This is a genomic window from Streptomyces asiaticus (genome assembly GCF_018138715.1).
In the GTDB taxonomy this organism is placed as follows: domain Bacteria; phylum Actinomycetota; class Actinomycetes; order Streptomycetales; family Streptomycetaceae; genus Streptomyces; species Streptomyces asiaticus.
In genome coordinates this window covers 7,616,694-7,630,802 of sequence record NZ_JAGSHX010000006.1, presented here as the reverse complement: position 1 = coordinate 7,630,802, position 14,109 = coordinate 7,616,694, and the positions used below count along the sequence as shown (strand labels likewise).

13 protein-coding genes and 1 pseudogene are annotated in these 14,109 nt (G+C 67.6%); 8 read left to right on the top strand and 6 right to left on the bottom strand.

All coding sequences use genetic code 11. The features are described 5' to 3' along the window. Positions 1-136: 136 nt before the first annotated feature. Both KHP12_RS40350 and KHP12_RS40345 read left to right on the top strand, forming a co-directional pair. Entirely contained in the window at positions 137-1,627 is a 1,491-nt protein-coding gene (locus tag KHP12_RS40350) for a carboxylesterase/lipase family protein (protein ID WP_211834282.1), read from the top strand. A gap of 42 nt (positions 1,628-1,669) precedes the next feature. Then, on the top strand, positions 1,670-2,044 hold the full coding sequence (locus KHP12_RS40345) for a Rid family hydrolase (protein ID WP_086881224.1): 375 nt from the start codon (positions 1,670-1,672) through the stop codon (positions 2,042-2,044). A 108-nt stretch (positions 2,045-2,152) separates the two neighbouring features. Here KHP12_RS40345 and KHP12_RS51715 read toward each other — a convergent pair whose 3' ends face one another. Further along, positions 2,153-2,839 (bottom strand): IS4 family transposase, encoded by a 687-nt coding sequence (locus KHP12_RS51715; RefSeq protein ID WP_246648832.1) that lies wholly within the window; start codon positions 2,837-2,839, stop codon positions 2,153-2,155. Between the two features lie 236 nt (positions 2,840-3,075). Then, positions 3,076-3,252: pseudogene (locus KHP12_RS51710) on the bottom strand (transposase domain-containing protein); the annotation flags it as partial. Positions 3,253-3,483: 231 nt separating this feature from the next. Here KHP12_RS51710 and KHP12_RS40335 point away from each other — a divergent pair. After that, the gene (locus KHP12_RS40335; protein WP_167442449.1) at positions 3,484-3,657 is read left to right on the top strand and encodes a transposase; all 174 of its coding nucleotides are present in this window, start codon (positions 3,484-3,486) and stop codon (positions 3,655-3,657) included. A gap of 121 nt (positions 3,658-3,778) precedes the next feature. Here KHP12_RS40335 and KHP12_RS40330 read toward each other — a convergent pair whose 3' ends face one another. Next, positions 3,779-4,264: a MarR family winged helix-turn-helix transcriptional regulator gene (locus KHP12_RS40330; protein ID WP_167442448.1), complete on the bottom strand. Its 486-nt coding sequence runs from the start codon at positions 4,262-4,264 to the stop codon at positions 3,779-3,781. Between the two features lie 165 nt (positions 4,265-4,429). Here KHP12_RS40330 and KHP12_RS40325 point away from each other — a divergent pair, with 165 nt between their 5' ends. After that, entirely contained in the window at positions 4,430-5,581 is a 1,152-nt protein-coding gene (locus KHP12_RS40325) for an FAD-dependent oxidoreductase (RefSeq protein ID WP_211834281.1), read from the top strand. A 169-nt stretch (positions 5,582-5,750) separates the two neighbouring features. On the opposite strand, the gene KHP12_RS40320 is transcribed toward KHP12_RS40325, so the two are convergent. Both KHP12_RS40320 and KHP12_RS40315 read right to left on the bottom strand, forming a co-directional pair. Beyond that, positions 5,751-6,620 (bottom strand): IS5 family transposase, encoded by an 870-nt coding sequence (locus KHP12_RS40320; protein ID WP_086881217.1) that lies wholly within the window; start codon positions 6,618-6,620, stop codon positions 5,751-5,753. Between the two features lie 282 nt (positions 6,621-6,902). After that, positions 6,903-8,069, bottom strand: coding sequence for an IS4 family transposase (locus KHP12_RS40315; RefSeq protein ID WP_244202714.1), 1,167 nt, complete (start codon positions 8,067-8,069; stop codon positions 6,903-6,905). A gap of 72 nt (positions 8,070-8,141) precedes the next feature. On the opposite strand from KHP12_RS40315, the gene KHP12_RS40310 reads away from it, so the two are divergent. Further along, entirely contained in the window at positions 8,142-8,276 is a 135-nt protein-coding gene (locus KHP12_RS40310; protein WP_246643253.1) for a RidA family protein, read from the top strand. A 615-nt stretch (positions 8,277-8,891) separates the two neighbouring features. Here KHP12_RS40310 and KHP12_RS40305 read toward each other — a convergent pair. Continuing rightward, a complete protein-coding gene (locus tag KHP12_RS40305; protein ID WP_246643252.1) occupies positions 8,892-9,800 on the bottom strand; it encodes an integrase core domain-containing protein in 909 nt (302 codons plus the stop codon). Between the two features lie 633 nt (positions 9,801-10,433). Between KHP12_RS40305 and KHP12_RS40300 the strand changes: the two genes are divergently transcribed. From KHP12_RS40300 to KHP12_RS40290, 3 genes are all read left to right on the top strand, one after another. Beyond that, positions 10,434-11,462 (top strand): integrase core domain-containing protein, encoded by a 1,029-nt coding sequence (locus KHP12_RS40300; RefSeq protein WP_244202711.1) that lies wholly within the window; start codon positions 10,434-10,436, stop codon positions 11,460-11,462. A 283-nt stretch (positions 11,463-11,745) separates the two neighbouring features. Further along, positions 11,746-12,534, top strand: a complete 789-nt coding sequence (locus KHP12_RS40295; protein ID WP_086881214.1) for a DeoR/GlpR family DNA-binding transcription regulator — start codon at positions 11,746-11,748, stop codon at positions 12,532-12,534. Between the two features lie 121 nt (positions 12,535-12,655). Then, a complete protein-coding gene (locus KHP12_RS40290) occupies positions 12,656-13,780 on the top strand; it encodes a glycoside hydrolase family 76 protein (protein WP_211834279.1) in 1,125 nt (374 codons plus the stop codon). Positions 13,781-14,109: the final 329 nt, after the last annotated feature.

Sequence of the window (14,109 nt, the reverse complement as noted above, 5' to 3'; positions counted from 1 at the left end):
CATGGCCCCGGGGCCATGCCCCGGGCCACGGGCCGTCGACGACCCAACCGTAGACAAAGACAATGAGATGCCGATCAAGGGCTGGGTCCCCTTCGCGTACACCGAACAGGGCTGAGGCCCGCAGAAGGGCACCACTGTGAACCACCACCCCGACCCCGTTGTTGCCACCCCGCAAGGGGCGGTCCGCGGCCTACGACAGGACGACACCACCGCCTTCCTGAACATCCCCTACGCCGCCCCTCCCCTCGGCGCCGGCCGATTCGCGCCGCCGCAGCCGCATGAGTCCTGGGACGGCGTACGGGACGCCACCGTGCCGGGACCCAATGCGCCGCAATCCGAGCGCAAGCTCGGCACCGTGGACATGTCCCCCTACTTCGGCCCCGGTTGGAGCCAGGGGGAGGACTACCTCACCGCCAACATCTGGACGCCCGCCGCCATGGACAGCGCTCTGCCCGTCATGGTGTTCGTCCACGGCGGCGGATTCGTCGCCGGATCGACGCGGTCCGCGCTGTACGACGGCTCCGGCTTCGCCCGCGACGGCGTCATCCTCGTCACCCTGAACTACCGGCTCGGCATCCCGGGATTCCTCGACATCCCCGGAGCGCCCGCCAACCGCGGCCTGCTCGACGTCGTCGCCGCGCTGCGCTGGGTGCGGGAGAACATCGCCGCCTTCGGCGGTGACCCGAGCAACGTCACACTCTTCGGCCAGTCGGCCGGGGCAACCATCGTCGGCGGCGTGCTCGCCACCCCCGAGGCCACGGGCCTCTTCCGCCGGGCGATCGTCCAGAGCGGCAGCGGCCGGGGGGCGTTCACGATCGAGCAGGCCGCCCGCGTCACCAAGGCCGCGACCGAGGCGCTGGGCGTCGATCCCCATGTCGACGGCTTCGCGGACGTCTCCGACGAGCGCCTGGTCGAGGCCGCCAACCGGGTCGCGGGCATCGACCTGCGGACCGAGACGCACAGCGACCCGCTGATCGGACTCAGCCCCTTCAGCCTGGCCCTCGACACGCAGCCCGCCGAATCCGTCTCCACCGGCCTCAGCGCCGACGTCGACCTGCTCATCGGGATCAACACCGAGGAGGCCAACCTCTACCTGGCTCCCATGGGCAACTACTCCACCTCGACCGCGGCCGACGTCCACGCGGCGGCGGCCCGCTCTCACCCGAATCCAGCACGGCTCGTCGAGACGTACCGGAAGGCACGCCCCAAGGCGTCCTTCGGTGAGCTGCGGTCCGCCATCATGGGCGACGCCGCGTTCGGCGCGGGCAGCTGGGCACTGGCCAGTGCCCACGCCGCCCACCCCCAGTCCGAGACCTTCGGCTACGAGTTCGCGTGGCGCTCCCATGCCCTGACGGGAGAACTCGGCGCCACCCACGCGATGGAGCTCCCCTTCGTCTTCGGCGTCACGCATCTCCCCCAACTGCACGGACCCAACGGCCTGCTCGGCCCCGACAAGCCCCCCGCGAATCTCGCCGCCCGAGTGCACGAGACGTGGGTCCGGTTCGCCAGGACCGGTAACCCCGGCTGGGACCCGTACGACAGCGAGCGCCGGGCCACGATGCACATCGACGCACAGTGGACCCAGGTCGACGACCCCCGTGGCCAGGAACGCCAGGCCTGGAACTGACATGCCGTACACATCACTCCGCACCCTCTTCAAGGACACACCATGACCAGAACCGTCATCACCACCGACAACGCGCCCGCACTGGTGGCCCCGCTGTCCCAGGGCGCCCGCAAGGGCCCCATCCTGCAGGTCTCCGGGCAGCTCCCGCTCGCCCCGGACACGGGCGAGATCGTAGGCACCACGGTCGCCGAGCAAACCACGCAGGCCCTGCGTAACGTCTCCGCCGTACTCAAGGCGGCCGACGCGGACCTGGAGGACGTCGTGATGCTCCGTGTCTACCTCACGGATCCCGCCCACCTAGGCCCAATGCCGTTGCGTTATGGGTCTGCGGGTTGGGGTCTTGTGATGAGGATGGCTTGCGTGCCGGTGCGGGTCGGTTGCGGCCAGAGACGGTGTTCAGCTCGCCTGAGCTGGTAATTGGACATCTTGCGTTTCACGGCTCGGGGCTGGCTGCGCAGGCGTCTGGCGGGCAGGAGTCGTTCCAAAAGGTCCTGCTCGAGCATCACCAAGGCCTTGACCAGGAGGTCAGGGGGAAAAGCTGCCCGGTGTAACGGTCACGCTGCGCCGGGCGGAGCGCAGGGTTTCGGTGAAGGAGACCCGATCGGGGTCCAGACCACGGGTGGCGGCGGTTCTCAGCATGAGTTCGCGCAGGGCGTGGTGGACCAGCAGGTGTGCCCAGATCTGCTGGCGGACCCCATCGGGGGTCTTGCTGCTGAGTACGACGCGGGCGCCGCGCTGATGGGTTTTGATCTCGGCGAAGACTGACTCGATCTCCCAGCGTTCGCGGTAGAGCGCGGCTAGCTGCCGGGCCGGATGGCGTCGGGCGTCCAGGAGGGTGGTGGCCAGGCGATAACCACCGGCCGCATCCTTCCCGACCTGGCCCTTGAGCTGGTAGGTCAGAACCCGGACGGTGACCGGCTCATGCCTGGCAGGGCCGCTGCTCGCCCGGATATGTGACAGCCATGACCCGTCCCGGAACTGTCTGATGACCGGCAGGACGCGGTTGGCGGGCACTCGCCACAGCAGATCGGCGCCGGTGGCGGTGAAGGCCTGCCACAACGGGACACCGAGGAACTCACGGTCGGCCAGGACGAGCCGGCCCGGGCCGAGTGACCGTGGCAGGCGGCCGACCAGGGTGACTTCGCCGGTGCGGCAGCCGGCGAGTTCCGCGTCCAGCACCGCATGGCTGCCCACCTCCACCAACGCAGCCATCCGCACCTGCGGGAACGCGCTCCTGCCGACCCGCGGCCGTTACCCGGACGCCCGAACGCGGCCTCGTTGGCTTCGCTGTCCGCGACGTCCCAGTAGGTTGCGTCCACCGCCGGCAGCCGCAAGCCCCGCCAGAACGCACCGGGTGTCGCCTCGGTGGCCATCGGCTTGGCGGTCGTGGCGAACAGCACCCGCAACGGCTCACAGCCCAGCCGCTGCCGTGCCCGGAACAGCGACGACTTCGCCGGCACATGCCAGTCGCCCAGCAAGCCCTGGCCCCGCAGACCTTCCACCAGGTGCCGCATCACTTCCAGATACGGAGCCGGAGAGAACAACGCCAGCCCCAGCACGAAGTACACCACCAGCCGCGCGGGAAGCAGCCGTCTGCGTTGCTCCCCGCACCCGCAAGCCGCCACCACCCGATCCACCAACCCCGGCGGATACACCCAGGTCAACAGCCCCAGGCCCGATAACTCAGACACACGCGCAGACACCCGAACCACCCCCCGGGACCACTACCCAAGAACCCACGCCCAAGGCCTAAAACAACGGCATTGGTACTAGGCCGTGTTTTAGAACCGTGGTCCGTGTCTCGCCTCGTGCCGTGATGATCTCGGTGTGGGACGAGGGGATCTTTCAGATGACCAATGGAGGTAACCGCAACCCAGCTCCGCGCCGAGGGCTTCGAGGTCCGCGGCCAGGACGCGGCCCGCCTCTTCCCGATCGTGCATCACCATGTCAACGCGCTGGGCGGGTACTTCTCCCAGTTTCCGGAGCCGCCCGGCGGCATGCGCTCCTCGCACGGAACCGGAGGCGCGTGATCAGGCGGCGGGGCAGCCGGGCACCCGCGGCAGGACGGCAGGCTAGGGGCGCAGACACATAGCCCGCAGTCCGCTGGACGTGCCGTTGGCCCCGCTACGCTCGGCCGGCCGGCCCCAGAGGTTAGTCGTTCGGGGTCGATTCGCAGTCGCGGAGGTAGGTCTCCATGGTGGTGCGGAGATTGTCGGCGGCACGGATGATGAGGGCGAGCTGTTCCGTGGTGAACTCACCCAGCGCCTGACCGAGCTGCAGATGCAGCGGTTCGAAGAAGGCGTCGGCAGCGGCGTTGATCGTCGTGGTCGAGCGCAGGGTCACGACCCGCCGGTCGGAGTCCTCCCGAACGCGCTCGACATGCCCTGCTTTCTCCAGGCGTCCGAGAAGGATCGAGGTCGCACCCGGCGAGAGGCCCACGCGTTCGGCGAGGCGTGCTGGCGTCAGCGGCCGGCCACGCTGTTCCGCCTCGATGATCAGCACGATGGCGTCAGCGTCGGTGGTGTGCAGGCGCGCACTGCGGGCGAAGGCCCGTGCCAGTTCCTTCTGCGTGGCGGTGAAGGCCGTGAGACTGCCCAGCACCTGCTCGTACTCATCACCCGGCTCAGCCTCTGTCATGACCTACCTTTCGACGCCCCCGGTACCTTACGGCAACCTAATATAGTTATGCGGCATAATAATTTTGCGACATAAGGACCTGGAGTCGGGGCCCACCAGGCCACCGGACTCACCCAGCCCAGCAGTCGCCCGAGGCCCATCGAAGGAACTCAAGGAGTCATCACAGTGAACGGATCGATCACCATTGCCGGAGCCGGACTGGCCGGACTCGCCCTCGCCCGCGTCCTGCACGTCCACGGCATAGCCTCGACCGTCTACGAGGCGGAGGCATCGCCCAGCGGACGCACCCAGGGCGGCCAGCTCGATATCCACGACTTCAATGGCCAGATCGCCCTCCAGCAGTGCCAGCTCATGGACGAGTTCCACTCGATCGTCAACATGGGCGCCGAGGCCATGCGATTCCTCAACCCCGACGGAGAACTCGTCGGCGAGATCCCCGACGACGGGGAACTGAGCAACCCCGAAGTCCTGCGCGGCGAACTGCGCAGGATCCTGATCGAGTCACTGCCCCACGGCACGATCCAGTGGGGCCACAAGATCGCCTCGGTAACCCCCGGAGACGGCCACCGACCGCACATGATCAACTTCGCCAACGGCTCGTCGGTCTCAACCGAGGTGCTGATCGGCGCCGACGGGGCCTGGTCGCGGGTCCGGGCCTCCCTCAACGGCGCCATGCCCGAGTACCTGGGAACCCTGTGGGTCGAAACCTTCCTCCACGACGTCGAAAAGAACCACCCGCAGAGCGCCGCACTGGTCGGCAGCGGCGCGATGCTGGCGATGAAGCCGGGCAGGGGAATCTTCGGACACCGCGAGGCGAACGACGTGATCCACACCTACGTCGTACTGAAGAAGCCGCTCGAGTGGATACAGTCGGTCGACTTCTCCGACCGCGAGCGCGCGCTGACGCTCGTCGCCGAGCAACTGGGCCAGGGCTGGGCGCCTGAGCTGCTCGAACTGGTCACCCGAGGCGAGACCGCGCCGGTCGCACGCCCGATCTGGGGACTGCCGCTGGAACACACCTGGGACCGCGTCCCGGGCATCACGCTCATCGGCGACGCCGCCCACCTCACCCCGCCAGACGGCGACGGCGCAAACTGGGCCCTCTACGATGGCGCCCAGCTCGCACAAGCCATCGCCGCCACACCAGCCGACATCGACACGGCGTTCAACACCTTCGCCGAACAGATGCTGCCCCGCAGCGCCGCGTCCTCGACCGAGGGCTACCAATCCTTCGAGCAAACCTTCGGCTACAACGCACCCGCGAACCTGCGCGACATGATGAACCGCGCCAAGACCTACGGCCACCAACACCAGTGAGCGCCCAACACCTGCCCACCGACTCGTGAATCACCCACCCCCGCCGGCCTCGGCGGGGGCATTTCACTCCCAGACCTGCCCACAGATCGTCCAGCGGCATCCCAGCAGGCCACGAGACCCAACACCGCCACCGAGCCGCTCATTTGATCGAAATACCTCACCCCACAGGTCACAGCCATTCGTTGATCGCGGCGATGAGGACGGTCGCCTCGAAGCGGACCGCGAGCTTGTCGAACCGGGTGGCCACCGCCCGGTTCCGCTTCAGCCGGTTGATGCCGCACTCGACCGCGTGCCGGGCCTTGTAGTCCTCACGGTCGAAAGCCGGAGGCCGTCCGCCGACCGTGCCCCGGCGCTTGCGGTGGCCAGCCTGGTCGGCGGGTTCCGGAATCGTGCAGCGGATCCCACGCCGACGCAGGTAGGCACGGTTCGCGCGTGATGAGTACGCCTTGTCGCCACGGACCCGCACCGGACGAACCCGTGGCCGGCCCATACCGAGGCGGGGGACCCGGATGGCTTCCAGTACGGTCGTGAACTGAGGGCTGTCTCCCCGCTGCCCCGCTGTGACCAGCAGCGATAACGGCTTCTGTCCTTGTTCGCAGGCCAGGTGAATCTTCGTGGTCCAGCCCCCGCGCGACCGGCCCAGGCTGTGATCGTCGGGTTCGTCCTGACGGCCACCCGGCGGTTCCTTCTGGGCTTGGCCGTCGCGCCGAGCACCGGCAGCGTGCTGATGAGCCCGGCAGATCGTGGAGTCGACGTTCACGTCCCAGGTGATCAGCCCTGCTGCGTCCGCCCGGGCCTGCAACCCGGTCAGGACCGTCGACCAGACACCATCGCGTTGCCAGCGACGGAAGAGCCCGTAAACCGTCTGCCAGGGACCGTACTCCGTCGGCAGATCCCGCCACGGGGCACCGGTCCGAACCCGCCATCGCATCCCGTCGATCAGCCGCCGTCGGCACACCGACGGCCTGCCCAACACCGCGACCGGCAGCAACGGACCCAGCACCGCCCACTGATCATCGGAAAGATCCCCTCGCCCCACATAGAGATCATCACGGCACGAAGCGAGACACGGACCCCAGTTCTAAAACACGACCTAGCCGCAATGCCGTTGCATTACGGGCCTGCGGGTTGGGGTCTTGTGATGAGGATGGCTTGCGTGCCGGTGCGGGTCGGTTGCGGCCCGAGACGGTGTTCAGCCCGTTTGAGCTGGTAACTGGACATCTTGCGTTTCACGGCTCGGGGCTGGCTGCGCAGGCGTCTGGCGGGCAGGAGTCGTTCCAAAAGGTCCTGCTCGAGCATCACCAAGGCCCTGACGAGCAGATCAGGGGGAAAAGCTGCCCGGTGTAACGGTCACGCTGCGCCGGGCAGAGCGCAGGGTCTCGGTGAAGGAGACCCGATCGGGGTCCAGACCACGGGTGGCGGCCGTTCTCAGCATGAGCTCGCGCAGGGCGTGGTGGACCAGCAGGTGTGCCCAGATCTGCTGACGGACACCATCAGGGGTCTTGCTGCTCAGTACGACACGGGCGCCGCGCTGATGGGTCTTGATCTCGGCGAAGACGGACTCGACCTCCCAGCGTTCGCGGTAGAGCGCGGCCAGCTGCCGGGCCGGATGGCGTCGGGCATCCAGCAGGGTGGTGACCAGCCGGTAGCCGTCAGCGGCACCCTCACCGCCCTGGCCCTTGAGCTGGTAGGCCAGAACCCGGACGGTGACCGGCTCATACCGGGCAGGGCCGCAGCTTGCCCGGATCTGTGACAGCCATGACCCGTCCCGGAACTGTTTGATGACCGGCAGGACGCGGTTGGCGGGCACTCGCCACAGCAGATCGGCGCCGGTGGCGGTGAAGGCCTGCCACAACGGGACACCGAGGAACTCACGGTCGGCCAGGACGAGCTGGCCCGGGCCGAGCGACCGTGGCAGGCGGCCGACCAGGGTGACTTCCCCGGTGCGGCAGCCGGCGAGTTCCGCGTCCAGCACCGCATGGCTGCCCACCTCCACCAAAGCAGCCATCCGCACCTGCGGGAACGCGCTCTTGCCCGGCCCGCGGCCGTTGCCCGGACGCCCGAAGGCGGCCTCGTTGGCTTCGCTGTCCGCGACGTCCCAGCAGGTCCCGTCCACCGCCAGCAGCCGCAAGCCCCGCCAGAACGCGCCGGGGGTCGTCTCGGTAGCCATCGGCTTGGCGGTCGTGGCGAACAGCACCCGCAGGGGCTCACAGCCCAGCCGCTGCCGGGCCCGGAACAGCGAGGACTTCGCCGGCACGTGCCAGTCGCCCAGCAGCCCCTGGCCCCGCAGTCCCTCCACCAGGTGCCGCATGACTTCCAGATACGGAGCCGGAGAGAACAACGCCAGCCCCAGCACGAAGTACACCACCAGCCGCGCGGGAAGCAGCCGTCTGCGTTGCTCCCCGCACCCGCAAGCCGCCACCACCCGATCCACCAACCCCGGCGGATACACCCAGGTCAACAGCCCCAGGCCCGATAACTCAGACACACGCGCAGACACCTGAACCACCCCCCGGGACCACTACCCAAGAACCCACGCCCAAGGCCTAAAACAACGGCATTGGACCTAGCCGAGATGAACGAGGCGTACACCGCCGCCGTTGGTAAGCCGTTCCCGGCCCGCACCACCGTCTACATGCAGCTTCCGCCAGGAGTACTGGTGGAGGTCGACGCCCTGGCAGCACTGGACGACTGACTCGGCACACGGCATAGCCGGTCTGTCCCGGTCCGCGGACCGGGACAGACCGGCTACCGGAATGTCGCACACGCCGCTGAACCGAGTGCGCCGGCAGGTCGAGTCTCGACTCGGCCGGGTGAACGTACTCGCTGATAGACCGTCAAGCCGTTGGAGATGTCGATGGTGCGCGTGCGCCGCTGAAGGCGCTGGTGAGGTGGTGGTAGAGCTCTCGCGCGACGAAGCGCTGAGTACCCTGAGGCGTGTGCTTCCTCCCCCAACTCACCTCTGGGATTGTCCATTTGGTCCAGGACGCCGATGCTGCCATCCCTAGGACGCGGAGATCCGCGCTACCGGTCCGAGGGCGTGCCGGTCGAGGGAAATCCGGCGCGATCGGTAGGTGAGGAGAGCCCACGGTCGTTCCAAGAGGAAGGCCCCACGGCATCGTTGTACAGACGGGCAAGCTTTTGCGGGTGCGGCTGCCACGGACGCGGCCGGTACCCCACGATAACCGGACAACGCGCCGGGCCGGACGGGTGGGAGCCCGTCCCGGCGGCGCGGTCCGGTGTGCGGTATGCCGTGCGGCTGAGGGCACTCCCCTGCCCGGCGCCTGTGGGTGCCGGAATCGGTGTCACCCTATGCGACCTGCGAGTATTCGTGGATGAGGCCGCCGAGTCGATCGCGTCGACGAATGCGAGTGTTGCCCCTGGCGATGGGCGGCTCGGGGCTGGTGAGTTGGCCTGGTGGCCGTTGCCCGAGGGATCGGTGCGGCCGGTGTCTGTTGTAGTGCTCCGCGTACTCGCCGACGACGAGACGCAGGTGGCGTTCTCCGGTGATCAGGATGCGGTCGGTTGCCTCGCGTCGGCATGATCCGATCCAGCGTTCGGTGGTCGCGTTCATCCGTGGCACAGCGGGCAGTGTGGGTATCACACGTATGCCTTCCGCCTGGAAGACGGCGTCGAAGCTGTCGGTGAAGTAGGTGCCGCGGTCCCGGATGAGGAGGCTGATCGACTCTGCGCGGTCACCGAGGTCCATGAGGTAGTTCCGCGCTTGCTGGGTGATCCAGGGGCCGGTCGGGTGCCGGGTGACGCCGGCGATGTGCACGCGGCGGGTGCCGTGGTCGATGAAGAACAGCACGAACCAGCGCCGCAGGAAGACCGTGTCGATGTGGAAGAGGTCGGTGGCCACGATGGCGGAGGCCTGGGCTTTGAGGAAGGCGGGCCAGGACTGGTTGGTGCGCTGGGGTGCGGGGTCGATCCCGGCCTTCTGCAAGATCTCCCAGACGGTCGAGGCGCCGACCTTGCGTCCCAGGCCGAGCAGTTCGCCGTGGATCCGTCGATATCCCCACCCCGGGTTCTCCCGCGCGAGGCGCAGGACCAGCTGCCGCAGTGCTTCCGGCGTCGGTGGTCGGCCCGGACGGCGGTGTGCATAGGTCCACTTCCGGGCGACCAGGCGTGGGTGCCAGCGCAGGACCGACCGTGGAGTGACCAGCAACACCAGCCATGCACGCTGCTGCTTGTTCACCATCCGGAGCAGCGCTGCCATGACAGCCCGATCGCTCCAGGAAAACTGAGGTCGTGGCCGGATGCGTCGCGCGACAGTGAGCTGGTGCCGGAGCATCAGGATCTCGACATCTTTCGCCGCACTCGACCGGGCCAGCAGCGCAAGCCATCGGAAGAGCTGACACGCGAGCTGATAGATCAGACGTATCGCCACGCCCCAGCATGATGCCGCACAGCACTCGCTGGCTTCCTGTGCTCTGGCAGATCCGAACCCGCAGGTCACCTCGGGTGACACAGTTTCCGGCACCCACAGGATAGGGAACAAGACCCCGCGCTCATACAACGCTGCGCTTGCCGTAAATGTCATCCGCCCTGGTGGGAGGTGGTGTGCGTGGTGTACCGGAGGTCAACCGGCGAAGTCGCCAAAACAGGCGCTCTCGCGAGGCTGGCGCTCACCGCGGCAAGATGATCGACCGTGCTGCTGCGACTGACTTTGCGGGTGCCGATACATCATCCACGCAGGTCGGGGGACTGATCACGGATCTTCGGTTCTCCTCGACGTTCACCCCGGGGTCTTCACCTACGCAGGGCCCCGGCGGCATCATGATCTGTCGTACTGCTGCGTCTGGCCTACCTCACCGCAACCAACGCCCTGGCGTTCCTACGGCTCCCGCCGATGAGCGACAGAGACAAGGACGTCGAGATCCTCGTACTCCGGCACCAACTGCTGGTCCTCCAACGCCGGGTCGACAAGCCGACCTTCACCGACACAGACCGTGCCACCCTCGCCGGCCTGCTCCACCACCTCCCCAAAGACAGACTGCAGCACCTTCTACTACTGGTCCGGCCCGACACGGTCCTGCGCCGGCACCGTGACCTGCTCAGGCGACGCCATGCCGCGACCTGCGTACCCAGACGGCGTGGACGCCCACGCACCATCCGCTCGATCCGCACCCTGGTCCTACGCCTGGCCAGGGAGAACGCCTCGTGGGGATATCGCCGGATCCACGGCGAACTCGCAGCACTGGGGATCAAGATCACCGCCTCCACCGTCTGGGAAATCCTCCACCAGCACGGCATCCCACCCGCACCCGAACAGCAGAGCACCACCTGGGCCAACTTGCTCCGCAGCCAGGCCAAAGCTCTACTCGCCTGCGACCTCTTCGAAGTCCACACGCTGACCGGGGCGCCCCTCTACGTCTTCGCCGCCATCGAGCACACCACCCGTCGCATCCGGATCCTCACCGCCGCCCCACACCCCACCGCGGACTGGATCGTCCAGCTCGGACGCAACCTCCTCATGGACCTCGAGGACGCGGGCAGCAAGGCGAAGTTCCTGATCCGCGACCGCGACTCCAAGTTCACAGCCGCCTTCGACGCCCTGATGACCGATGCCGGCATGAAGGTCGTCACCACCGGCATTCGCATACCGCGGATGAACTCCCTCATCGAGCGCTGGATACAGACCTGCCGCACCGAACTCCTGGACCGGACCATGATCTGGAACCAGAGCCACCTCCTCCACACACTGCGCGAGTACGAGACCTTCTACAACGAACACCGCCCGCACAGGGCCCTCGCACAAGCCGCCCCATGCCGCCCACTACCCGCCCCCATCACCCACCAAGCCCAACTCACCCACCTGCAGGTCAGCCGACGAGACCGACTCGGCGGAGTCCTCCACCAGTACCAGCACGCCGCCTGAGCTGCGCGGATGATTTGTCGGCACCCGCAGTGTGGGAAGCGGGGGCGGGATGCCGGGGAGTCGCCGCCCGCGCCGGTCGGGGCCCCTCCAGCGCGGTTGGGCCGGCGCGGAGTGCCGCCGAAGGCAGGGGGCCGACGCGGGGCACGTCGGGCACGCCGTGCGTCGCGCGTGAAGGTGCTCAACTATGAGCAGGAAGATTCGCCTATGACAAGAGACAGGCAGTAGCGCAATTGTTTACTTTTCTCAGTGATCGAAGTCAGTCAAGAGGTGCTACTTTCGGCGCGTGACTTCGAGCAAACGGCACGCGAAGATCGTGAATTCCCTCCGGATGACGGGAGGCGTGGCCTCCGTCCGCGGGCTGGCCGAACAGCTCCAGGTCAGCGAGTCGACGATCCGCCGCGACCTGACGCTGCTCGACCGCGACGGCGAGCTCATACGCACCTACGGCGGTGCCGCCCTGTCGCTGCGCGCCGACGCGCAGGCCGCGGCGGAGAAACCCGAAGACGAGGAGCCGTTCGACGTCTCGGCATCACACGACATGGCGATGAAGGAAGCCATGGCCACGCGCGCCGCCGAACTCGTGGTGGACGACAGCGTGGTCGTCCTGGACATCGGCACGAGCACCGCGTTGATCGCCCGTCGGCTGCGCGGCCGCCCGGTCACCGTGATCACCAGCAATGTGGCCGTACTGGACGAGCTGCGGGACGACGACACCGTACGGCTGGTCATGCTCGGCGGCGTACTACGCCGCAACTACCAGTCCATGGTCGGCTCACTCACCGAGGCGGCCCTGCGGCAGATCAGCGCCGACCTGCTGTTCCTGAGCTGCACGGGCGTACGCGCCAGCGGCCACGTCGTGGACAACATGGCCGTCGAGGCACCCATCAAACAGGCCATGATCGAGGTCGCCGACAGCGTGGTGCTGGTGGCCACCGAGAGCAAGTTCCCCGGTACGGGCAGCTTGCGCCTGTGTTCACTCTCCGACGTCGACGTCCTCGTCACCACCGCCGGCGCCGACCCCCAGACGCTGGAGGTCTTCCGGCAGGCGGGCGGAAAGGTGATCAGCGCATGAGGCCGTCCCAGCCGCCCGGGCACGGGTTACCCGCCCGCCATCCCTGAAGACCGCACCCGCGCCGTCCTACCTCCACCCCCGCCAAGGAGCAGTGTCCCTCACCACACAAGGAGTCCCCGACATGCACAGACGGGCCCGAAGAATATGGATCACCGCGGTCGTCGCCGCCTGCGGTGTGGTCCTGTCCCTACTCGCGACCGCCATACCGGCCCAGGGGGCACCTCAGGCCGCCCCCACCGCACGCGCCAAGGCCTCCGCGGCCGTCGACGCGATGATGGGCTTCTATGACCAGGAGACCGGCCGCTGGAATCCCGAGGCCCCCTGGTGGCAGTCGGGGAACGCCCTCCAGGCGCTGCTGGACTTCATGACGAAGACCGGCTCACGGAAGTACCTGCCCGAGGTCAAGAACACCATCGCCGAACAGCGGAAGCCCCTGGAGTGGTGGCCGCAGGGCGGCGGTGAGTTCAGGGCCGATTCCACCGACGACACCGGCTGGTGGGCACTGGCCATGACCCGCATGTACGACCTGACGCGCGACAAGCAGTACCTGGGCATCGCCAAGGTGGACGAGACCTACATGCGCGACTACTGGGACGACACCTGTGGCGGCGGCATCTGGTGGGACATCCGGAGCAAGACCTACAAGAACGCGATCAGCATCGAGCTGTACATCAAACTCGCCGCATCCCTGCACAACCGGATCCCCGGCGACAAGGTCTACCTGGACCACGCCCTGGAAGCGTGGAACTGGTTCAAGAACAGCGGGATGATCAATAACGATCACCTCGTCAACGACGGCCTGACCACACAGAGCGGTGGCTGTGCCAACAACAACGGCACCACCTGGACCTACAACCAGGGAGTGGTCCTGGGCGGCCTCGTCGAGCTGTACAAGGCCACCGGCCAGCAGAGCATGCTCACCACCGCCCGGCAGATCGCCGACGCCGTGATCGCCAGCCCGCTGCTGTCGCCGAAGGGCATCCTGACCGAACCCTGCGAGGCGGCCGGGAACTGCGAATTCGACGGGACGGCCTTCAAGGGCATCTTCGCGCGCAACCTCGGCGAACTCGACAATGCCCTCCCCGGACATCCCTACCGGAGCTACCTCCGGGCGCAGGCGGACTCCGCTTACGCCAACGACCGGAACGGCCAGAACCAGTACGGACAGAGCTGGGCAGGACCGTTCGACAAGGCATCCATCGGCCGCCAGGGGTCGGCCGTATCGCTCCTGGTCTCCGTCCTCTGACCCGCGATCCCGCCAAGGTGCGCCCCGCGCCACGCCCCCCTGCGGGCGGCAGCGCGGGGCGCTCAAGCGGAGGACCGCCGCCAAGGCCGACAGGCAACGGCCTTTGACGACGGTGGTGCTGTCGAGGAGTGGTCGTGGCGGGCCAGTCCACCGGACAGGGCGTCGTCGGCCGACCGGTTCCAGAGCGGCGGTCCGGGCCGCCGGTCGTTGCTGTCACGTGAAGAATTCAGCTGAGGAATTGCCCGGTCAACTCGTAGTGTCGACGGTCATGGAATTCCCCACTTTGGGCGGGTTCGACGTCAGGTAATTCGGCTCTGGCGCTGATCTTG